15 protein-coding genes are annotated in these 22436 nt (G+C 71.4%); 11 read left to right on the forward strand and 4 right to left on the reverse strand.

Annotation, left to right across the window (positions count from 1 at the left end):
• Window positions 1-844: 844 nt before the first annotated feature.
• Window positions 845-1894: a YeiH family protein gene (locus tag NQO67_RS13725; protein ID WP_255950188.1), complete on the reverse strand. Its 1050-nt coding sequence runs from the start codon at window positions 1892-1894 to the stop codon at window positions 845-847.
• Between the two features lie 437 nt (window positions 1895-2331).
• On the opposite strand from NQO67_RS13725, the gene NQO67_RS13730 reads away from it, so the two are divergent.
• The 7 genes from NQO67_RS13730 (at window position 2332) to NQO67_RS44235 (ending at window position 9825) form a co-directional block, all read left to right on the forward strand.
• Complete coding sequence (locus NQO67_RS13730) at window positions 2332-2649, forward strand: UxaA family hydrolase (RefSeq protein ID WP_255950189.1); 318 nt, start codon at window positions 2332-2334, stop codon at window positions 2647-2649.
• The gene (locus NQO67_RS13735; RefSeq protein WP_255950190.1) at window positions 2625-3788 is read left to right on the forward strand and encodes a UxaA family hydrolase; all 1164 of its coding nucleotides are present in this window, start codon (window positions 2625-2627) and stop codon (window positions 3786-3788) included. The genes NQO67_RS13730 and NQO67_RS13735 overlap by 25 nt, the downstream gene beginning before the upstream one ends.
• A gap of 28 nt (window positions 3789-3816) precedes the next feature.
• Complete coding sequence (locus NQO67_RS13740; protein WP_255950191.1) at window positions 3817-5256, forward strand: NAD-dependent succinate-semialdehyde dehydrogenase; 1440 nt, start codon at window positions 3817-3819, stop codon at window positions 5254-5256.
• Window positions 5253-6266 (forward strand): hydroxyacid dehydrogenase, encoded by a 1014-nt coding sequence (locus NQO67_RS13745; RefSeq protein ID WP_255950192.1) that lies wholly within the window; start codon window positions 5253-5255, stop codon window positions 6264-6266. The genes NQO67_RS13740 and NQO67_RS13745 overlap by 4 nt, the downstream gene beginning before the upstream one ends.
• On the forward strand, window positions 6263-7306 hold the full coding sequence (locus tag NQO67_RS13750; RefSeq protein ID WP_255950193.1) for an Ldh family oxidoreductase: 1044 nt from the start codon (window positions 6263-6265) through the stop codon (window positions 7304-7306). Before NQO67_RS13745 ends, NQO67_RS13750 begins: the two co-directional genes overlap by 4 nt.
• A 111-nt stretch (window positions 7307-7417) precedes the next feature.
• On the forward strand, window positions 7418-8938 hold the full coding sequence (locus tag NQO67_RS13755; protein WP_255950194.1) for an MFS transporter: 1521 nt from the start codon (window positions 7418-7420) through the stop codon (window positions 8936-8938).
• Window positions 8935-9825, forward strand: a complete 891-nt coding sequence (locus NQO67_RS44235; RefSeq protein WP_255950195.1) for an NAD(P)-dependent oxidoreductase — start codon at window positions 8935-8937, stop codon at window positions 9823-9825. Before NQO67_RS13755 ends, NQO67_RS44235 begins: the two co-directional genes overlap by 4 nt.
• 75 nt (window positions 9826-9900) lie before the next feature.
• Here the strand turns inward: NQO67_RS44235 and NQO67_RS13765 are convergent, their stop codons facing one another.
• Window positions 9901-10632, reverse strand: coding sequence for a FadR/GntR family transcriptional regulator (locus NQO67_RS13765; protein WP_255950196.1), 732 nt, complete (start codon window positions 10630-10632; stop codon window positions 9901-9903).
• A gap of 307 nt (window positions 10633-10939) precedes the next feature.
• On the opposite strand from NQO67_RS13765, the gene NQO67_RS13770 reads away from it, so the two are divergent.
• From NQO67_RS13770 to NQO67_RS13780, 3 genes are all read left to right on the forward strand, one after another.
• Complete coding sequence (locus NQO67_RS13770; RefSeq protein ID WP_255950197.1) at window positions 10940-11197, forward strand: hypothetical protein; 258 nt, start codon at window positions 10940-10942, stop codon at window positions 11195-11197.
• A complete protein-coding gene (locus NQO67_RS13775) occupies window positions 11194-12732 on the forward strand; it encodes a sodium:solute symporter family protein (protein WP_255950198.1) in 1539 nt (512 codons plus the stop codon). The genes NQO67_RS13770 and NQO67_RS13775 overlap by 4 nt, the downstream gene beginning before the upstream one ends.
• 506 nt (window positions 12733-13238) lie before the next feature.
• Window positions 13239-14885 carry an FAD-dependent monooxygenase gene (locus tag NQO67_RS13780; RefSeq protein ID WP_255950199.1) on the forward strand — a complete coding sequence of 549 codons (1647 nt, stop codon included), beginning with the start codon at window positions 13239-13241 and terminating at the stop codon, window positions 14883-14885.
• 88 nt (window positions 14886-14973) lie between these two features.
• Here the strand turns inward: NQO67_RS13780 and NQO67_RS13785 are convergent, their stop codons facing one another.
• On the reverse strand, window positions 14974-17535 hold the full coding sequence (locus NQO67_RS13785; protein ID WP_255950200.1) for a protein kinase domain-containing protein: 2562 nt from the start codon (window positions 17533-17535) through the stop codon (window positions 14974-14976).
• Window positions 17532-19877 (reverse strand): protein kinase domain-containing protein, encoded by a 2346-nt coding sequence (locus NQO67_RS13790; RefSeq protein WP_255950201.1) that lies wholly within the window; start codon window positions 19875-19877, stop codon window positions 17532-17534. Before NQO67_RS13790 ends, NQO67_RS13785 begins: the two co-directional genes overlap by 4 nt.
• Before the next feature lie 605 nt (window positions 19878-20482).
• On the opposite strand from NQO67_RS13790, the gene NQO67_RS13795 reads away from it, so the two are divergent.
• Entirely contained in the window at window positions 20483-22243 is a 1761-nt protein-coding gene (locus NQO67_RS13795) for a cellulase family glycosylhydrolase (RefSeq protein WP_255950202.1), read from the forward strand.
• The last annotated feature ends 193 nt before the right edge of the window (window positions 22244-22436 follow it).

A 22436-nucleotide genomic window follows, 5' to 3' on the forward strand; every position in this document is an offset into this window, starting at 1 on the left:
AACTGTCGAACGTTACTGAAAGTAGTGATGCGCGTAAGTGTCTTCGTGCCGAACCCTTGAAGCTTTATACGAATAAGCTCTCAAGGTCGGGTGGGGGCACCACGCGACCGTGGATGCCGATCTGATCCATAATGCGTCACCGGCTCCGGCTAAGCTCTGGTTGGCCTCGTCGGCCGGTTCCGTCTCGCATTTATCGGCGCCATCTGGTTGGCCCATGGGTGCTAGGTGCGAGGGTACTGCTCGACTCCAGGAGTACCGCAGGTCTCACAGCGTGCACGGAAAATTTTCTGGCAGATCGCACTCTGATTCGACCCGGCCCGTGACACCCTTGAGTCCATCGGTTCCGGCATCGTCGAGCGCGGCGGCCACGATGAGGGAGTGCCTGCGCACTCCGCTGGGCCGTGTTCGATCAGCGCCGGCGCCCCCGCCACCCCGGCGCTTGCTGCGGTGACGCCGGCCCCCTTCGCAACTGGAGCACGTACGGGTTCGTGACGCCTGCACAGTGTGAACGTCTCCGCACGTCAGCAGGCCACGATGCCCGTCCGGAGCGCGTCCCTGTGAAGGTGGGGCCGATGACCAGGCGTGCCCGGTGCGGTGGACCAGAGCCTGACACCAGGAGAGAGGCGACGCAAAACCGCATCCATCCGAAGAGTGAAGAATCCTTGTCCTTCTCTCCCGCTGAAGCGACATTCTCGAGGTTGCGACCATTCACTCAGCCGGCCCTGATTCTGCCTCCGTTTCTCCTTTGCTCGTGCAGGAAAAGAAAAGTCGTCGACGTGAGCATTCGCGATGTCCGGCCTGCGTTCGATCACTTGGAGGCGGATGACGCGCTGGAATTGATCGGCTAGAGAGAACCGGTGACGAGCTGCAAGAGAAGGCTCGTCCCGCACACGATCGCCCACAGGCACGCGCCGAGGATCAGCGGGCGGGGCCCGGTGCGCCGCAGGCCGGCGAGGTCCGTGGACAGGCCGATCGCGGAGAGCGCCGTGGTGATGAGGAAGACGGACAGTTCCCCGAGCCCGTGGTGGGCGCCGGACGGGACGAGGCCGACGGTGTTGGCCGTGGCGGTCACCAGGAAGCCGATGAGGAACCAGGGCACCAGCTTGCCCACCCGGACCCGCGGCCGGGTGCGGTCGTCCGCGCCCCCGGCGGTGTCAGCGGTGCCGGCGGTCTCTGCCGTGCCGGCGGCGTCCGCGGTGGCCGGTGCCGTGCGGGTCCGGCGGCCGACCAGGGCGGCCAGGCCCAGGCAGATCGGGATGATGAGCAGGGTGCGGGTGAGCTTGACGACGACCGCGTAGTTGGCGGCGGAGGAGCCGTAGCCGGTGGCGGCGGCCACCACCGAGGACATGTCGTTGACCGCCGTCCCCGCGAACAGCCCGAAGGAGTGCTGGCTCATCCCGATCAGGTGGCCGACGAACGGGAGGGCGAGCACCGCGGTGACGTTGAACAGGAAGATGGTGGACACCGCGTAGGAGACCTCGACACTGGCGGCGCCGATGACGGGGGTGACCGCTGCGATCGCCGAGGCGCCGCAGATGCCGGTGCCCACGCCGATGAGGGTGCGCAGGTCGCCGATGATGCCGAGCCCACGGCCGATCCAGTAGGCGGCGGTCAGGCAGACCGCCAACGTGCCGATCATCACCGGCAGCGAGCCGATGCCGACCCGGACGATCTGGGCGAGCGAGAGCTGCGAACCCAGCACCACCACGGACACCTGGAGCAGGAACTTGCTCGCCGTGCCGATGCCGGGGCGCAGCCGCGCACCCGGCTTGCAGACGGCCGCGACCAGCACACCGATGACGATCCCGATCACCGGACCGTCCACGACGGGGATGAGCTGGCCCAGCAGGGTCGCGGCCGCTGCGATGGCCAGCGCCAGGACGAGGCCGGGCACTCGGGACGACGGTGCCGGCGGCCCGGTCGGGGGATCCGGGGCGGTTGAGGTGCTTGCGGTACTGGCGGTACTCGGGGGTTTTGAGGTGCTGAGGGCGCTTGAGCTCGTCGCATCCTTGCTCATGTTCTCGACTGTGCTGCGCAGCCCGCGGTACCTGTAGCCCCCGGATCATGAGGAGGCCATAGGCAAAAGCTATGGCCAGGGGGTGTCCGCGACGGTCCGTCCGGCCGCGGAAGGGGATCCCGTCCGGTGGCGGAGGGGCGCCCCGTCCGGCGATGGGAGGGCCCCCGTTCGCCGATGGAGGAGCGTCGCGTTCGTCGACGGAAAGTCGTCTGACCTGCTTTACGGATGGAGGTCATGTCCTCTAAGGTCCCAACCAGAGGTCAGACCTCTGGTTACATGACCGGGGCTTGGCCAGACAGTTCAGGAGGTCATTGATGAGCAGTACTTCTGCGGGCGGGCCGCCGCAGTTCCTGATCCACGACGACGGCGACTCGGTGGCCGTCGCGGTGGTCGATCTGGAGCCCGGCTCGGTGCACGGAGCGGTCCTGAAGACGGGGCAGCGGCAGAGCTTCACGCTCAAGGAGCGGGTGCCGCTGGGGCACAAGTTCGCCGTCACGGACCTGGCCGAGGGCAGCGACCTGATCAAGTACGGCGTGCGCGTCGCGGTCGTCACGAAGGCGATCTCCGTCGGCGACTACGTCCACGTCCACAACATAAGGAGTGCCCGGTGGCTTTCGTCCCGCGCCAGCTGACGGGGTACCGCCGTCCCAACGGGGCGGTCGGCATCCGCAACCACGTCGTCATCCTCCCCGTCGACGACCTGTCGAACGCGGCCGCCGAGGCCGTGGCGCGGGTGGTTCCCGGCACCCTCGCCCTGCCGCACGCCTATGGGCGCCTCCAGTTCGGCGAGGACCTCGAACTCACCTTCCGCACCCTGATCGGCACCGGCCTGAACCCCAACGTGGCCGCGGTCGTGGTGATCGGCATCGAGCCGAACTGGACCGACCGCGTGGTCGAGGGCATCGCCGCCTCCGGCAAGCCGGTGACCGGCTTCGCCATCGAGGGACGCGGTGACCTGCGGACCGTCGAGGCCGCTTCCCGGGTGGCCCAGGTCTACCTCCAGGACGCCACCGAGCTGGCACGTGAGCCGGTCGAGCGCGGCGAGATCATGCTCTCCATCAAGTGCGGTGAGTCGGACACCACCAGTGGCCTGGGCTCCTGCCCGACGACGTCCGAGGCGGTGGACCGCTGGGTGGAAGCCGGCGGCACCGTGCTGTTCGGCGAGACCAGCGAGCTCACCGGCGGCGAGCACCTCATCGCGGAGCGCTGCGCGGACGACGCGTGCCGCAAGGCGTTCCAGCAGACGTACGACGACTGCATCAACGGCATCGAGGCGACCGGCGCCAACCTGCTCGGCTCCCAGCCCACCCAGGGCAACATCGCCGGCGGCCTGTCGACGATCGAGGAGAAGGCGATGGGCAACATCGCCAAGACCGGATCGGTGCCCGTCGTCGGGGTGCTGAAGGAGGCGGAGGCGCCCCGCAAGCCGGGCCTGCACTTCATGCACACCTCCTCGGCCGCCGCCGAGTGCATCACGCTGATGGCCGCAGCGGGCGCCGCCGTGCACCTGTTCCCCACCGGGCAGGGCAACGTGATCGGCAACCCCATCGAGCCGGTCGTCAAGATCACGGCGAACCCCCGGACCGTCGAGACGATGACCGAGCACATCGACGTCGACGTGGCGGGCCTGCTGCGCCTGGAGTACTCGCTCACCGACGCCGGCGACCGGTTGATGGAGTGCATCGACCGCACGATCAACGGTCGCTTCACCGCCGCCGAAGCCCTCGGGCACCGGGAGTACGTCTTCACCAAGCTCTACCCGAGCGCCTGAGACACCCGGGTCGACGAGGAGAGAAGTGATGGCTGTGACCGACAAGCTGACGACCTACGTCGCGGGCAGGTGGCAGGACCCGGAGCGCCGGGTGGACGTCACCAACCCCGCCGACGCCTCGGTGGTCGGCTCGATCGGGTACGGCGGGTCGAGGGAGGCGCTGGCGGCCGTGGACGCGGCCGCCGGCGCCTTCGAGCGGTGGTCGAACACCACCGCTCGCTACCGCGCTGACCTGCTGCGGGCGGCTGCCGAGCTGCTCACCGAACGAGCCGATGCCATCGGGCTGCTGCTGGCGAAGGAGGCCGGAAAGCGCCTGCCGGAGGCGGTGGGCGAGGTGAACTTCGCCGCCGAGTACCTGCGCTGGTTCGCGGAGGAGGCCCGCCGCCCCGAGGGGCAGATCATTCCGAACGAGCAGTCCGACCGCCGCCACCTGACCCTGCGGCGTCCCGCGGGTGTGGCGCTGTCGCTGACCCCGTGGAACTTCCCCGTCTCCATCCAGGCGCGCAAGCTCGCCCCGGCACTGGCCGCGGGCTGCACCGTGGTGGCCAGGGTCTCGGAGAAGGCCCCGCTCGCCGCGGTGGAGCTGATCCGCTGCCTCGCCGACGCCGGGCTCCCCGAGGGCGTGGTCAACCTCGTGCACGGGCCGGCGGGTGAGTTGACCGAGGCGATGCTCGGGCACCGGGCGGTGCGCGTGGTCAGTTTCACCGGCTCCACGGGGGTGGGCCGGGACATCATGGCGCAGGCGAGCGAGCGCATCGTCCGGCCGCTGCTGGAACTCGGCGGCGACGCGGCGTTCCTCGTCTTCGACGACGCCGATCTCGACGCGGCCGTCGAGGGCGCCATGATCGCCAAGTTCCGCAACAGCGGCCAGTCCTGCATCGGCGCCAACCGGTTCCTGGTCCAGGACGGCATCCACGACGCGTTCGTCGAGCGCTTCGCCGCCCGCGTCGACGCCATGACCGTCGGCGACGGCACCGCCGACCCGCTCCCCGACCTGGCGCCGCTGATCGACGAGACCCGGGTCAAGGCCGTGGAGGACATGGTGGGCGAGGCGCTGGCGGCCGGCGCGCACCAGGCGACCCGGGACTTCCACCTGCCGTCCACCGGCTGCTACGCCGCCCCGGCGCTGCTCACCGACGTGCCCGACCATGTCGCCCTGGCACGTTCCGAGGTGTTCGGGCCGGTGGCCGGCGTCTTCCGGTTCTCCGCTGAGGAAGAGGCCTTGCGACGGGCCGGCGACACGGAGATGGGTCTGGCCGGCTACGCCTACACCCGCGACGTGGACCGGCTGTTCCGCATCGGAGAGCGACTGGAGGTCGGCATCGTCGGGTTCAACAGCGCGCTGCCCAGCGTGGCGTTCGCGCCCATGGGCGGGGTCAAGCAGAGCGGGCTGGGGCGCGAGGGCGCCCAGGTCGGCCTGGAGGAGTTCACCGAGACCCGGTACATCGCGCTGGGCGGTGTGGCATGACGCCCGCAGGCACGCACGCCCCCGCCGACGTGGTGATCGCCGAGGACGTGTGGGGCACCGCCTTCGAGGAGCTGGCGCGCACCCACCACGTCGTCCGGCTCCCGCAGGGCACCGGCTCCGGCGACGAGACCCTGCGCGAGGCCCTCGCCGGGGCCCGCGCCCTGGTGGTGCGCAACCGCACCGAGGTCACCGCCGACCTGCTCGCCGCCGCGCCCCACCTGAAGATCGTCGCCCGTGCCGGGGTCGGCCTGGACAACATCGACGTCGACGCGGCCGACGCCGCCGGCGTGGTCGTCACCGCAGGTCTCGGCGCCAACGCGACCAGCGTCGCCGAGCACACCCTCGCGCTGGCCCTCAGCCTGCTGCGCGACGTGATCAAGCATGACCGCGCCACCCGCAAGGGCATCTGGCGGCGTACCCCCGGCCGTGAACTGGCCGGAAAGACCTGGGGCATCCTCGGCGTCGGCGCCACCGGTCTCGCGGTGGCCCGGCTGCTCGCGGCGTTCGGCGTCCAGGTGTGGGGCTACGACCCGTACGCGGACCCGCAGAGCGAACGGATCCGGGCCTCCGGCGTGCGGCTCGCCACCCTGGACGAGGTGGTGGCGGGCGCCGACATCCTCAGCGTGCACCTGCCGGCCACCCCCGAGACCCGCCACCTCCTCGACGCCGACCTACTGGCCAGGACCAGGCCCGGGGCGCTGCTGATCAACGTCGGACGCGGTGAAGTGATCGACGAGAAGGCCCTCATGGCAGCGCTGGAGTCCGGCCACCTGGCCGGCGCGGGGCTCGACGTGCGGGGCACGGAACCGCCCGAGCTGAGCCGTCTGGAATGGCTGGAGACGGTGATCCTGACCCCGCACGTCGCCGGTATCACCGCCGAGAGCCAGGAGCGGATCGTCGGCATGCTCGCCGAGGACATCGCCGCCGTGCTGTCCGGGCAGGCGGCGTCGCACGCCGTGGGCCGGCTCCGCGACACCCCGCGTGACACCCCGGTGGAGGTGGCCTCATGACGACAGCCGCGACCGTCCGTACCGTCGGCGACCTGCAACGACGTGCCGCCGGACTGCTCCGGGCCGCCGGGCTGAGCCAGGCACGTGCCGAGCGCACCGCGCAGATCGTGGTCCTCTCCGAGGCCTGGGGCAACCCGTCGCACGGGCTGCTCAGGCTGCCGTACTACCTGACGAGGCTGGCCGCCGGCGGCTGCCGTGCCGACGCCGACCTGGTGCCGGTGACCGACACCGGACCGATCGCGGTCTTCGACGGCCAGGCCGGCATCGGCCACTGGCAGCTGTGGGAGGCGGCCGAGATCGCCCGCGCCCGCTGCCTCCAGAGCGGTATCGCCGCGGTCGGCGTGGGCAACTCCTCGCACTGCGGTGCGCTGGGCGCCTACGTGTATCCGCTGCTCGACGCGGGCCTGGTCGGCCTGGTCTTCAGCAACGGTCCCGCGGTGATGCCACCGTGGGGCGGTGCCACGCCCCTGCTGTCGACGAGCCCGGTGGCCGCCGGCATCCCGAGCCGGCCGACGCCCGTCGTCATCGACCTCGCGACCAGCACGGTGGCCCGCGGCAAGATCGCGGCCTACGCCCAGGCCGGCAAGGAGCTCCCCGAAGGGTGGGCGCTCGGCTCGGACGGCGTGCCGACCACGGACCCGCAGCTGGCCCTGCACGGGATGCTGGCCCCGCTCGGCGGGGCCAAGGGCTACGCCCTCGCGCTGCTGGTCGAGTCGCTGACCGGCGGGCTCGTGGGGCCCCGGCTCGCGGCCGAGGTGCCGGACATGTTCGATCCCGCCGACGACGGCAAGCCGCAGGGCATCTCCCATCTGGTCATCGCGCTGGACCCGCGGCTGTTCCCCGTCGAGGGCATCGGCGAGCCCGGTTTCGACCGGCTCGTCACCCAGGTGCAGGCGAGCGGCGGGCGGACCCCCGGCGCCGCCCGGATCGCCCCTGACGACCTCAAGGCCGACACCGAACTCAGCGTCTCGGCCGGCGCCCTGGAACAGCTCGACGCCTGGGCCGAGCGCCTCGGCGTGACCCCCGCCCCGCAGGCGTGACCCCGCGGGCGTGACCCGGCGGGCGTGACCCCGCAGGACGCCGGCCGGCGCCGTACGCCGTGAGCAGCCGGCACCGCACGCAACGAACAGCCCCGAGGCAAGGAGGCTTCCGTGGCTGGACCCGCAGCACTCATCAGAACCCCGCAAGACGTGGTCGACCTGGTCAACTCGGGGCGGGCCAAGGGCGGCAACTCCTTCGCGATCATCCTGATCGCCCTCGGCGGCATCTTCATCGACGCCTACGACTTCACCAGCCTCGCCTTCGGCGTCACCTACATCAAGGAGGACTTCCACCTCAGTGCGCTGACGGAGTCGGTGGTCACCGCCGCCATCATGGTCGGTGCCCTGCTCGGCGCCCTGTTCGGCGGCTACTACGCGGACCGGCTCGGCCGCTACAAGCTGTTCATGGCCGACATGCTGTTCTTCGTCGTCGCCGCGCTGGGCTGTGCCGTCGCCCCCAACCTGGAACTGCTCATCGCGTTCCGCTTCCTCATGGGCATCGGGATCGGCCTGGACTTCCCGGTCGCGCTCAGCTTCATCGCCGAGTACTCCGCCACCCGCGGCAAGGGACGGGCCGTCAACCTGTGGCAGCCCATGTGGTACGTCGCGGTGGGCACCAGCTTCGCCATCCTGCTGCCCTTCTACTACCTCGTACCGGCGTCCGGCCACGACAGCCTGTGGCGCTGGGCCGTCGGGTTCGGTGCCGTGCCGGCCCTGGTCGTCATGCTCGTCCGGCACCGCTACATGGAGGAGAGCCCGTCCTGGGCGGCCGGCCAGGGCGACCTGGAGGGCGCCGCGCGGATCCTGCGCAAGTCCTACGGCATCGACGCGGCGGTCGCCGCGGACGCGCCACCGGTGCCCAGGCCGCCGTCCACCGGTCTGACGCTCGGCGCGTTCAGGAAGCTGTTCCAGGGGCGGTACCGGCGGCGCACCATCCTGGCCGGTGTGGTCGGGAGCATGCAGAGCATGCAGTACTTCGCGGTCGGCTTCTACCTGTCCCAGATCACCGCCACACTCTTCGGCAAGTCCACGCTGACCGGCATCGTCGGACCGATGGTCTTCAACTTCGTGTTCGGTGTCAGCGGTGGGTTCGCCGGTTCGGCGCTGACCCAGAAATGGGGCTCGCGCACCCTCGCGTTGCGTGGCTTCGCCTGCACCACGGTGCTGCTGGTCGTCATCGGCCTGATCGGGGAGGGCCCGAAGGGGGTGATGGCCTACGTCGGCGGGCTGCTCGTCGGGCTGTTCATCTTCGCCCACTCCGGTGGTCCCGGCGCCCAGGGCATGACGCTGGCCACCCTGTCCTACCCGACCTCGCTGCGGGGCGCCGGCACCGGCCTCGCCCAGGCGATGCTGCGCGTCGGCGCCACCGCCGGCCTGGTGTTCTTCCCCCTCATGACCGACCGCTTCGGCCTGCGGGCGCTCGTGTACCTCGCCGTCGCCCCCTTCGTCGGCCTCGTGGCTGCCCTGGTCATCCGGTGGGAGCCGGTCGGCAAGGACGTGGATCTCGAGGACTACGAGCAAGTCCCGCCCGTCGACCCCGACACCGACCCTGATCCCGACACCGACACCGACACCGACACCGACCCTGACCCCGACACCGTTCGATCCGAGCCGGAGGGTTCCACGCCGTGAGCACTGTCAGCACGACGACGAAGCACATCGCCTTCATCGGCGCCGGGAAGATGGGCGGCGCCATGGCACGCAACCTGTGCCGCGCCGGACACTCCGTCACCGTGTACGACCCGGGCCCGGCCGCCGTCGAGGCGTGTGTGGCCGCGGGAGCGGCGGCCGCGCCGACCGCTGCGGAGGCGGTCGCGGACAAGGACATCGTCTTCACCAGCCTGCCGATGCCGCACCACCTGCTCGCCCTGTACGGCGGCCACGACTCCGTCACGGGGCTGCTCAAGCCAGGCGCCGTCTGCGTGGACGTCTCCACCGTCGACCCGCTCACCGCCCGCCAGGTGGCGGACCACCTGGCCGAAGCCGGTGTCGCGTTCGTGTCCTGCCCGGTCGGCAAGGGCCCGGCGCAGGCCGAAGAGGGCACGATCCCGCTGTTCGCCGGTGGTCCGCAGGAGACCGTGGAGGCACTGCGCCCGGTGCTCGCCGCCATCGGCACGCCCCTGCACCACCTGGGCGAGGTCGAGGCCGCCACCATGTTCAAGCTGATCTCGAACCTGGTCGGCATGGCGAACCTGGCGGTACTCGCCGAGGGTTACCTGCTGGCCGAGCGCGCCGGGATCCCGCCGGAGGCCTTCGACGCCGCACTGAAGGACACCGGCGCCCACTGCGCCCAGCAGGAGATGCGGCTCGGCCATCTGGTCTCCGACGACCACACGCCCCGCTTCGCGGTCGACCTCGCGGCCAAGGACCTACGACTCACGGTCAACGTCGCCTCCCAGTGGGGGCAGCCCGTCCCGCTCGGCGCACTCGCACTCCAGCAACTGGTCAGCGCCTCCGCCCACGGCCACGGTGCCGAGGACGTCACGGCCCTGATCAAGACGATCCGGCCGAGGGGATGACTGCGGTACCGGTGATCCGGGTCGGCCGTCGGGGCGCTGGTGCCCCGACGGCCGTGTGCCCGTCCGGCACCCGGGTCACGCGCCGTGCTTGCGGGCCAGGGCCTTCTCCTGCGCCTGCAACCGGCCCACCGCGGTCCGGTGCGCCGCCCGCACATGGCGCCGGGCGGCGGTACGCGCGCCCGCCGGGTCCCCGTCGAGCAGCGCGGCGAGGATCCGCTCGTGCTCCTGCCGGGACTTGTCCAGGCGGCCCGGCACCATCAGCGTCGTCTCCATGCCCCTCGCCAGGATGTCCTGGAGGACACCGAGGGTCTGGCGCAGGAAGCGGTTGCCCGCCGCCTCCACGATGGCCAGGTGGAACGCGGAGTCCAGCCGTTGCAGCTCGGCGAACTCCTGCGGTTCCCGGGCTGCGGCCTCGTTCAGCGCCTCCAGCGCGCGCTGGACCCGGGTCAGCGACCCCTCGTCCTGCCGCTCGGCTGCCCAGCCCGCCGCCGGCACCTCGAGGACCTCGCGCATCGCGAAGAGCTCCTCCACGGTGAGCTCGTGCTGGGCCATCGCGGTGCGCAGCTCCTGGGCCGTGGCGGGTTCCGCGACGAAGACGCCCTGCCCGTGGCGGACCTGGAGGCGGCCCTGCGCCTGGAGGGCTCCGATCGCCTCGCGCAGGGTCGGCCGGCTGACTCCCAGCAGGCGGGCCAGCTCACGCTCGGGAGGGAGCCGGTCGCCGGCCTTCAACTGCCCCTCGTCCAGAACACGAAGGACCTGCTCCTCGATACGCCGGGCCGTACTGCCGCGGTCCAGGGACTCCCACACCGAACTGCCCTCCGGTTCTTTGCGGGACCACGACAGAAAGGAAGGTTCGTGGTCTGACCTCTTCCCTCTTAGGCTAGCACCATGTCCGGGCCGTGCCGCGCGGTTTGCGCCCACGAAGCGCACCCGCAGGGCCTCTCCGCCGGGCCGCTCCGCATGGTCCCGCACCCGGAGTCGATCCGTGCCACGCCCGCCGGCGCCCCGACTCCCGCATTTGCCAAGTCATGACCCTTGACCGTGTGAGGACGGCGAGATTAGCGTCACATGGCCTAGAGGTATGACCTCTGGCCGACTTGAAAAGAGGTTCCGCATGGCAAGTCGAAAGACCGTCATGGCATGGCTGACGCTCAACGTCGTCATGATCGTGCTGTACACCTGCGTCCCGCCGGTGTTCTTCAACGACGGCGCCGGCCGCGTCGCGGGCATGCCGGAGATGTTGTTCTGGTTCACGTTGATGCCCCTCGTCATCCCGGCGCTCATGGCACTTCTGTACCTGTACGACCGGCGGCTGATACACGACGGCCGGCCGCCCGCCGGGAAAGCGACGGAGCGAGGAGAAACATCATGAGTCCCCTAGTGCTTCTGCTCGTGGGCATCGGGCTGACCTTCGTCATCCTGGTGATCGGGGCGCTCGCCGGCCGCACGAAGAACGACAACCTGGAGGGCTGGCTGGTCCACCACCGCGGTATGGGGCCGCTGTTGCTCTGGTTCCTGCTCGGCAGCGAGATCTACACCGCGTTCACCTTCCAGGGCCTCGCCGGATACTCGTACACCAAGGGTGCGGCCGGCTTCTACAACGTGGCCCAGAACGACGTCGCCTATGGTCTGGCGTTCCTGATCCTGCCGTGCATCTGGGTGCTCGGTAAGAAGTACGGGTACGTCACGCAGGCCGACTTCGTCGCCCACCGGTACGGCAGCAAGGCGCTCGGCGTCTTCGTCGCGCTGTCCACGGCACTCATCATGATCGCCTACATCGACCTCAACATCGAGGGACTCTCGGCGATATTCAAGGTCATCGGCGGCGACGCGATCCCGCCCCTCGTCGGCAACGTACTGGGCTTCGCCGTGCTGGCCACCTCCGTGTTCATCGGCGGCATCCGGGGCAACGCCATGCAGTCGGTGGTCAAGGACCTGCTCATGTTCGGCGCGGTGGCCGCGGTGTTCATCGCGGTGCCGCTGCACTACTTCAGCGGGTTCGGGTCCATGTACGGCGCGTTCAGCGAGAAGATCCCGGACTACTTCCAGCTGCCCTCGGCCACCGCGCACGACCTCGGACCCACCTGGTTGATCTCCACCGTGCTGATCACCGGGCTCGGCCAGTGGATGTGGCCCCAGTGGTTCGGCACCGCCTTCACCGCCACCACCCCCAAGGCGCTGAAGAAGCAGGCCGTCTTCATGCCCTTCTACCAGATCGTCAAGGTCGCCGTGCTGGTCGTGGGCTTCGCGGCCGTGATCGCCCTGGGCACCGGACTGGCCGGGAACGACGTGATCATGCACATCATGCAGCGCATCTTCCCGGACTGGGCGCTGCTGCTCTTCGTCGTCGCCGGGATGCTGTCGGCGATCGTGCCGGCCGGCCCGATCGTGATGACCTCGGCCAGCCTGCTCTCCCGCAACGTCGTCCAGGTGCTGCGCCCGGCCACCACGGACCGCAGCGTCTTCTGGCTGACCCGTGCGCTGGTCTTCCCGCTGACCGGCCTGGCCCTGGTGATCACCCTGGCGGCTCCGGCGCTGATCGTCCAGGTGCTGCTGGTGGCCTACTCGTTCATCGCGCAGCTGTTTCCCGGCATCGTCATCGGCGGCATCTTCTGGACCCGGGCCACGAAACAGGGCATGGTCAGCGGGCTGCTCGCCGGCTGGCTGGTGTGCGGCGTCCTGACCCTGACCGACCACGACCCGTACGGTGGCATCGCCGCGGGCCTGATCGCCCTGGTGGCCAACGTCATCGTGTTCGTGGGCGTGAGCCTGGTGACCGAACCCACCGGGACGACGCAGCCGTTGGGGACGACCCTGAGCGAGATCGCGGCGGAGACCACCGCCGAGACCGACCGCACGACCGAGCCGGCGCCCGCCGCCGAGGTCGCCCAGCCCAGCACCACATGACCGTGTTACGTGGGCCGGAGCGGTGCGTGAGCGATCGTGGTCGGCGGCCGGTGCGGATCACTCGCGGTGCGGATCACCCGCGGTGGGGGTGGCGGCCGCCGTCGAACGGGCCTCCAGACCGTCCAGGACGGTCTGGAGGCCCCGGACGAGGTGCCGAAGCGTTCCGCGACCTCGGCGAGCGGGACGCCGCCCACGGCGAGGTCACCGGGACGGTGCTCGGTGGTGGACGCGGGCCCCGCAGGTGCCGGGCTTCGGGCGGCCGTGACGCGGTCGCGGTCCGCGCCGGCCTTGCAGCCGTCCGCCGGGTGCGGACGATGGGTCTCATGACGGTGCAGGTCACCGGCGCCGCCGCCGGCGCGGGGCGGATGGGACCGGTGTGCACGCGGTGCCACACGCCGCCGGCGCAGCCCGCCCCGGGCCGGTGGGACGTCACCCGACCGGCCCAGCGACCCGGCTGACGGTCACCGCGTGCCCGACCGTCCCGACGCGAGCAGAGGGAGCGTCCCATGGCCGCAGCAGACGCCGAGGTGGGGGTACTGATCGTCGGTGGGGGACCGGTCGGGCTGACCGCCCGCGCGCTGCTGGAACGCTGGGGCGTGCGGAGCCTGCTGGTCGAGCGGCACCACGAGCTGTCGCCGTTTCCCCGGGCCCGGCTGGTCAACGTGCGCTCCATGGAGATCTTCCGCCAGCTCGGGCTCGACACGGAGATCGCGTCCGGCGCTTTCGCGCGGAAGTACGGCCGGATCCGCTTCCGCGACACCCTGCTCGGCCGCGAGTTCGCCACGGCGGCCATGGTCGGGGTCCATGCGCCGATCTCCGAAAGCCCCGTGCTCGGCGTCGTCACCTCGCAGGACCGGTTGGAGCCCGTCCTGCTCGCCGCGGCCGACACCCCGATGCGCTTCGGGGTGGAGCTCGCCGACCTGACCGAGGCGGACGGAAGCGTCCTGGCCTCCCTCGTCGACCGGGCACGCGGGGCACGGACCCGGGTACGGGCCCGCTACGTGCTCGCCGCCGACGGTGCGAACTCCACCGTCCGCCGGCTGCTGGGCATCGACACCGCGGGCCCCGGAGCGATGGGCGACTTCACCACCGTGATGTTCGACGCCGACCTCAGCCGCTGGTGCGCCCACCAACCCGCCGGGGTCTACCTCACCCCGCAGGGGGCGTTCACGCCCCTCTACCCGGAAGGCGGCTGGGCCTGGTTCTTCCCCACCCCCGAGGACGCCGCGCACGCCACGCACGACGACTGGTCCACCCTCGTCTCGCGCGCCCTGGGCCTCGACCCCGGCCGGCGGGCCGAGGTGTCACGGGTCCAGGGCTGGGTGATGAACGCGTTCGTCGCGGAGCGTTTCCGGCACGGCCGGACCCTGCTGGCCGGGGACGCCGCGCACGCGGTGCCCGTCATCGGCGGTCTCGGCCTGAACGCCGGCCTCGCCGACGCGCACAACCTGTGCTGGAAGCTGGCGGCCGTCCTGCACGGCTGGGCCGGGCCCGACCTGGTGGACACCTACGAGACGGAACGGCACCCCGTCGCCCGGCGCACCCTCCGCCAGGCGGTGGACAACACCAAGCTGATGGTGGAGGTGCAGAAGCAGCGCCGCGAGCAGCTCGGCGCGGACCCGGAAGCGCCGGCCCGGCAGGCCGAACTTCCCTGGTCGGAGCAGTACTTCGCGCAAATGGGCCTGGTGCTCGGCGTCACGTACCACTCCGACGCCGTGCTCCCCGACGGCGGCACCCCGCCGGAACCGTCCGACGCCGGCGCGGACTCCGGCACGGATGCCGGCACGGCCGCCGGCACCGGCACCGGCACCGGCACGGAGTACGTCCCCGCCGCGGCGCCGGGCCACCGCATGCCGCACCTCTGGCTCGCCCCCGGCCGGTCCACGCTCGACGCCGCCGGCGAGTGGTTCACCCTGCTCACCCCGGACCCCGCCCGCTGGGAGGGACAGCGGGCCACACCCTGGCCGCTGCACGTCGAGGCCCTTCCCCACGAGCACGTCGACGTGTGCGGTTTGGGCCCGCACGGCGCGCTCCTGGTGCGCCCCGACGGCCACGTCGGCGCCCGCTGGCGCGAGGGCCCGCCCGATGACGCCACCCTCCACCGCGCCCTCGCCGCCGTCACCGTCACCCGCGCGACACCGCCGTCCACGTGACCCGCCCACACCTTCAGGGCCGGCGACTTCCGGTCCGGCGTCTTCCGGGCCGGTGACTTCCGGGCCGGTGACTTCCGGGCCGGCGACTTCAGGCGGGTCGCGGGCCCGTGAAGGTCAGGAGGCTGGTGCCGCTGGAGATCCACAGGCGGTCGCCGGACGTCACCGCGGCCCAGGGCGGGGTGGTGCTGTTGACCTGGTACGGGAGGTGCCAGACCTGCTTGCCGCCCGTGAGGGCGTATCCGTACAGGCCGGGGTCGCTGCCGCCGTCGATGCCGAGCATCACGAGACCGCCGCGTACCCCGAGCAGCTGGTGCAGGCCCTTCCCCAGGTCCGGCGTCTGCCAGCGCCGGCCTCCGTCGCGCAACCGGTAGGCCACGAGCGGGCCGTGCCCGGCGGTGACGTCCGTGCCGACCGGGGGAGCGTGGGTGGTGAAGAGCGTGTCGCCGACCGGGGCCAGTTGCTGTATCCGGGCCGGGTGCGCGCGCCACAGGGTCTTTCCGCCGGCGGTGTCCAGGACGGCGAACGAGCCGTTGGCGAGGCTCTGCTGGAAGACCAGCGTGCTGCCGTCGCCGGCGAGCAGCGCCGTGCCGGCCAGCGACTCGTCCTGGATGTGGTCGCCGGGGGCCAGGCCGCTGGCCACGCTCCACAGCGCGTGGCCGTCGGCCAGCCGGAGGGCGGTCAGCTCGGCGCTGTCGTGGCGCAGGGCGATGGCCAGGCGGCTGCTCGGGTTGGTGCCGATGCCGAAGACGTCGGTGGCGTAGCGCCACAGGTCCTTGCCGGAGCGCGCGTCCACGGCGTGCACGGTGCGGCGGTCGTCCGTGCCGCCTGCTGTCCGTGTCACGCACAGCAGCGTCCGACCGCGCGGGTAGACGGTGGTGAGCCGCGCGTCCCGGTGCCAGCGCACCGTGCCCGTGCCGTCCACCGCGTACAGCCCGCCGGTCGCGCGCGACGTGACGTACACCCATCCGTCGCCGCCCGGCGCCACGGCCAGGTCGGTCGAGTCGGGCTGGGGGTCGCCGGGCGGGGCGAAGCGCCAGCGCTGCTTGCCGGTCGCCAGATCCCTGGCGTGCAGCGCACCGTCGAGTTCGATGACGTACACCGTGTGCCCGTCCGTCACGGACGCGGCGGAGCCGTACGGCTTGCTCTGCCAGACGACCTGGCCGGTGTCCGGGTCCAGCGCGGCGGCCCCCGCACCGCTGTCGCTCCTGACCAGGAGCCGTCCGCCGGCCGCCTTCCACACCTTGGTGAAGCCGTCCGGGAGCGGCTTCTCGTGCAGCAGGCGAGGAGGCCGCGGGGTCCGTTCGGACGAGCCCCCGCGGGCCAGGTACCTGCCCCCGAGCGCCGCCGCGACGAGACCGCCGCCCGCCGCCGCGAGCACCCGGCGCCGCCCCCAGCGGCCGGCCCACCCCCGGGCCAGTTCGGAACGTACGGTCTCCTCACGCCGCGCCACGTCACGCTGGACGACGTCCGGCAGCCAACCGGCGCCCGGCAGCGGCGGCGCGCCGAACAGCGTCGCCAGCTGGGGCACCTTCGGCCGCTTCCACGGCTCCTTGCCCAGACATGCCGCGAGGGCTTCGTGCAGCCCCTCCGGTACGCCCGCCAGGTTCGGCTCCTCGTGCACCGTGCGGTACAGCAGGATGTGCGCGCTGCCCGTTCCGAAGGCGCCGTGCCCGGTGGCGGCGAACAGCAGCGTGGCGCCGAGCGAGAAGACGTCCCCGGCTGCGGTGCAGGTGCGTCCGGAGATCTGCTCGGGCGGCATGTAGCCGGCGGTGCCGACCAGCTGGCCGGTGCCGGTCAGCCCGGCCGCGTCCACGGCCCGTGCGATGCCGAAGTCGATGACCCTCGGGCCGTCCGCGGTGAGCAGGATGTTGGAGGGCTTCAGGTCGCGGTGCACCACGCCCGCCGCGTGGATGGCCGCGAGCGCTTCGGCAAGCCCTGCGGCCAGGCCGCGCACCGTCTCCTGTGGCATCGGCCCGTGTGCCGCGACGGCTTCGCTGAGCGAGGGCGCGGGCAGGTAGGCGGTGGCCAGCCAGGGCTGCGTGGCGTCGGGGTCGGCGGCCAGCACGGGCGCGGTGAAGGCGCCGCTGACCTTGAGGGCCGCCTCGGTCTCGGCGCGGAACCGCTCCCGGAAGTGGCGGTCCTGGGCGTAGCTGTCCCGCACCACCTTCACCGCCACCGGCCGCCCGCCCCGGGTGGCGGCCAGATAGACCCGCCCCATCCCCCCGGAGCCGAGCAGCCGGATCACCCGGTACGGGCCGACGGTCTCGGGGAGCGGGAGCGGCGTCGCTGACGAGGAGCTGGGCTGGGGCGGGTCCAGCGGCTCGGTGCCGGTCGGTTCGAGGGGCTGGGTGCCGGAGGGGTCGAGGGGCTGGGTGCCGGAGGGGTCGAGGGGCTGGGTGCCGGTCGGGTCGAGGGGCTCGGTGCCGGAGGGGGCGAAGGGTTGGGTGCCGGTCGGTTCGATCGGTGTGGTGGCGGTCTCGGTCGGTCGGCTGGCGGTCGGTTCGCGTGGCGTGGTGGCGGTCGGTTCCGGCGGCTGCGACGGGGAAGCGGACGGTTCCGGCGGGGACGACGGGGAAGCGGATGGTTCGGGCGGGGACGAAGGGGACGACGGGGACGGCGGGGACGGCGGGGACGGCGGTGGCACGGTCATCCGGCGTCCGCCCGGTAGGCGCGGACCCGGCCCTCGCCGCTCACGAACACCGTGCTGTCCCGCACCGCCACGGCCCACATGTCGAATCCCTTGGGGGCGCCGCCTCCTATGGCGGACGGGGTGGCGGACGGCGACGGTGCCGCGGTGGAGCCGGGCTTCTCGCGCACCGCCCACAACTCCTTGCCGTCCGACGTCCGCACCACCAGGCAACCGGCGGTCCCCCCGACGGTCGTGCCGTCGGTGTCGATCGCGATGGGGCTGAACAGGGCCGCGGTGACCTGCTCGGACGCCGCGATGGTGCGGCCGAGCGGGGACAGCAGCACGGGGCTCTCGATGTGCCACCGGACGTCGCCGGTGCTCAGCTCGACGGCGTAGACACGGCTGCCGTCGTTGGTCAGCGCCAGGTCGCCCACCACGACCGGCGCCGACGCCGCGGTCATGGCCACCGACCAGCGGCGCCGTCCGTTCCTGGCGTCGTGGGCGGTCATGCCGCCCTTCTGGTTGACGGCGATCAGCAGGTCGCCGGTCGCGGTGAGGGAGGAGGTGAGCTCCCCGCTCCCGGACTGCATGTAGCCCGGGAGATGGCTGTCGGGGTCGGCGGGGACCTTCACGGACCACCGGGAGCTGCCGTCCGTCGCGTTCAACGCGTGCAGGACGAGGCCGTCGTCGGTGTCCTCGGTGTAGTAGAAGCCGTAGCCGTCGGCGGCGTAGCGAATGCCGTAGAGGGAGTTCTGGACGATCGGCTTCTGCCATCGGATGTGGCCGCGGTCCAGGTCGATGGCGGCGGCTGTCTGGCTGACCTGGTAGTTCGGTGTCGCGCGGGGCGTGGGGTTGTCGAACGACAGGCCGCCGTCGAAGGAGCTGACCAGGCAGTAGACGGTGCTGCCGTGACCGGCCAGCAGCGCGGACGGCATCATCATCCCGTCGGCCAGGGTGGTCTTGAACGTGATGTGCGGGGCGGCCGGATTGACGGTCGCCAGGTAGTACTGCCCCGCGGCGGACAGGCCGGTGTTCATGCCGGAGACGAGCAGTTTCTTCCCGACGGTGCCGAGGACGTACGCTCCGAGGCCGAGCGCGTCGCCCTGGATCGGCGCCCCGTCGGCTCCGAGACCGTGCTTCCACCGGACGCCGCCGGCTTCGGCGTTGAGCCCGGCCGCCGCGTAGGTGCCGTCGTGCACCACCACCGTCGAGTCGAGGACGTCGAGCAGCGGCGTGGCGACGGAGATGGGGATGGCGGTCGACCACTGCGGCTTCGGCGGATCGGTGAGCTTGACCGCGTTCACGCTGGAACCCAGCGGTTTGCCGCCGCCCTGGTTCGCGCCGGCGCCCTCCGGGTCCTTGTCGTGGTTCATCCAGACCGCCGCTGCCGCGCCTCCCACGGCCAGCGCGCCGAGGGCGGAGAGACCGCCGATCAGGGCCCGTCGGCGGCTGGGCAGGGCCCGCTTCCCCGTGTCGCCGGGCAACGTCCCCGGTGGTGGCGGGACCACGGCCATCAGTTCGGCCTCGCGGGCCCGTGCCGCCAGGTCCTCCCGCAGCGCAGGCACCAGGAGCGCCTCCGGGTCGGCGGGCGCCAGCCCGGACAGCACCTCCTCCAGGGAGGGCCGCCGCGACGGGGTCTTGTCCAGGCACTGCAACAGCAGCGGGTGCAGGGCGGACGGGACCCCGTGCAGGTCGGGCTCCTCCGTCACGATCCGGTTCAGCGCCCCCTCGTCCCCCAACCCGAACGGGCCCTCCCCGCAGGCCGCGTACACCAGCACCCCCGCGAGCGCGAAGACGTCGCACTCCGGGCCGACGTCATGGGACGACGCGATCTGCTCGGGCGCCATGAAGGCGGGGGAGCCGACCACGGCACCGGTACCGGTCAGCCGGGTCTCCCCGAGGGCCCTGCTGATGCCGAAGTCGATCACACGGGGGCCGTCGGCGCCGAGCAGCACATTGCCGGGCTTGAGGTCGCGGTGCACCAACCCGGCGGCGTGGACGGCCTGGAGTGCCTCGGCAAGTCCGGTCCCCAGGGCGCGCAGCGCGGGTTCCCGGAAGGAGCCGCAGGAGCGCACCGCCTGGTCGAGGGTCGGTCCGGGGACGTATGTGGTGGCCACCCAAGGCCGGTGCCCGTCGGTGTCGGCGTCCACGACGGGCACCGTGTAGACACCGCTGACCCTGCGGGCCGCCGCCACCTCCCGGCGGAAGCGGCTGCGGAAGGCGGGATCGTCCGCGTACTCCTCCCGTACCTGCTTGACGGCCACCAACCGCCCCGAGACGGTGCGGCACAGGGACACCACGCCCATCCCGCCACCGCCGAGTGGGCGCATCACCACGTAGGGGCCGATGGTGGCGGGCAACACGAGGGTCGGCTCCTCGGAACCTGACCCCTCACCCGGGCCTGGCCTCGGTGCTTCCATGGCTCCCCCATGTGTGGGCACGTTGTGTCGGTACGTCGAGTCGGTACGTCGAGTCGGTACGTCGAGTCGTACTTCTGGAGCGACGCCAGCGACGGCAGGGACGTTCCCCCCTGCCGTTTGGTTCCCGCCACGTGCACGTTCGACTCCGCAGACTCCGTCGGGTGGATTGACGGAATCGACGACATCGGCGCAGTCGACGGAACTCGCTGAATCATTGCGGCCCATCACCGACGAAAAGTCGAACGAAGCCGAAGAGCGCCGAGAAAAAGTCGCATTCAATCGTCCGCCGTCGAATGCATTCGACGCCGTGTGAGGCCGTGAACGGATTATCGGCGCACTGCTTCCGTGTCGGACGACGGAACGCGCCCCTGACCAGGCGCAACGTGCGTGGTCCGAGGGGAAACAGTTGCCTGGCTGACGTGTCACTGCCAACATCTGGGCGGATGCAGCGCTTGGACATGCTGCCCAGCCGGCCGCAATGGGCGGTCGGTTTCCTCTCTCCGTCGTCGTACGTGATGACGTAAATGACGTTGAAAACGAGGAGCGTCATGCCCGGTGTGCGCAAGCCCGCAGGAATGTTGCGCGGAGGGATCGGTCTGCTGGCGAGTGGCGTGGTGATGCTGCTCGCCATACTGAGCGTGGTGGCCGCCGGCAGCGCCCGGGCGACGGCCGCCCCAGCCGCGTCACCCGCCACCGCGACCCGCCCCGCGGCCGCCAGCGGGCCGATGGACGCCGTCGCCGCGATGCAGCCAGGTTGGAACCTCGGCAACTCGTTCGACTCCACGGGGAGCGACGAGACGTCATGGGGCAATCCGAAGGTCACCCAGGAACTGCTCGCCAACATCAGGGCGCAGGGCTTCCACAGCATCCGCATCCCCGTGACCTGGGGCCAACACCAGGGTTCCGCGCCGGACTACACCATCGACGCGACGTATCTGAGCCGCGTCAAGGAGGTGGTCGACTGGGCGCTGGCGGACGGCTTCTACGTCCTGATCAACGTCCACCACGACTCCTGGCAGTGGATCGCGAACATGCCGTCCGACCACGACGGCGTGCTCGCCCGCTACAACGCCATCTGGACGCAGGTCGCCGGCGCCTTCCGTGACACCTCGTCGAAGCTGCTGTTCGAGAGCGTCAACGAGCCGCAGTTCACCGGCAGCTCCGGCGACGCCCAGAACGCGTCCCTGCTGAACGAGCTCAACACCTCCTTCCACAGCATCGTCCGCCAGTCCGGCGGCAACAACGCGACCCGGCTGCTCGTCCTGCCGACCCTGCACTCCTCAGGCGAGCAGGCCCGGGTGGACGAGCTGGTCTCCGCGTTCACCGCACTCGGCGACAGCAACCTCATCGCGACCGTGCACTACTACGGCTACTGGCCGTTCAGCGTGAACATCGCGGGCGGGACCACGTTCGACGCCACCACCCAGAAGGACCTCACCGACACCTTCGACCGGGTTGACAACGCCTTCGTCGCCAAGGGCATCCCGGTGATCATCGGCGAGTACGGGCTGCTGGGCTTCGACAAGACCACCGGCGCCATCGAGCAGGGCGAGAAGCTGAAGTTCTTCGAGTACCTGGGCTACTACGCGCGCACCAAGCAGCTCACGACCATGCTGTGGGACAACGGGCAGCACTTCCAGCGCACCGGGTTCCAGTGGAACGACCCCGAGCTGTTCGCACAGATCAAGTCCAGCTGGACGACCCGTTCCGCTACGGCCTCCTCCGACCAGGTGTTCAGCGCCCGCTCGTCCGCGATCACCGACAAGAAGCTCACGTTGAACCTCAACGGCACCTCGTTCACGGGGCTGCGCTACGGCGACACCGACCTGGCGTCCGGCACCGACTACACCGTCCAGGGCGACCAGCTCACCCTCACCGCCGCCGCGATCACCCGGCTGAGCGGATCGCGGGAGTACGGCACCAACGCGGAGCTGTCCGCACGGTTCTCGCAGGGCGTTCCGTGGCGGATCGACCTGGTCACCTACGACACCCCGGTCCTGGCGAACGCCACCGGGACGACCAGCTCCTTCGCCGTCCCCACCGAGTTCCACGGCGACCAGCTCGCCACGATGGAGGCCGGCTACGCCGAGGGCACCCCCGCGGGCCCGCAGAACTGGACCCCCTACAAGGAGTTCGCGGTCGCCTTCGCACCGGACTACACCGCCAAGGTCACCACCCTGACGTCCGACTTCTTCGCCGAGGTCGACGACGACTCCCCGGTCACCCTCACCTTCCACTACTGGAGCGGCGCGACGGTGAAGTACCACGTCACCAAGTCCGGGTCGACGGTGACCGGCAGCACGGCCTGACGCGAACGACGGCCGGCGTCCGCCGATCAACTGCCGCGAACACTGGCCGAAAGCGCACGACCGGCGGCGCCGCTCCTTCGGGGGCGGCGCCGCCGTATCCCTCGTATCCCTCGATGGCGATGCGGTTCGGGGCCTGCGGGCGATGGCGGACGACGACGGCCCGCCCCGGACGGAAGTCACCGACCGGGTTCCG

This window comes from Streptomyces odontomachi (assembly GCF_024435355.1).
In the GTDB taxonomy this organism is placed as follows: Bacteria; Actinomycetota; Actinomycetes; order Streptomycetales; family Streptomycetaceae; genus Streptomyces; species Streptomyces odontomachi.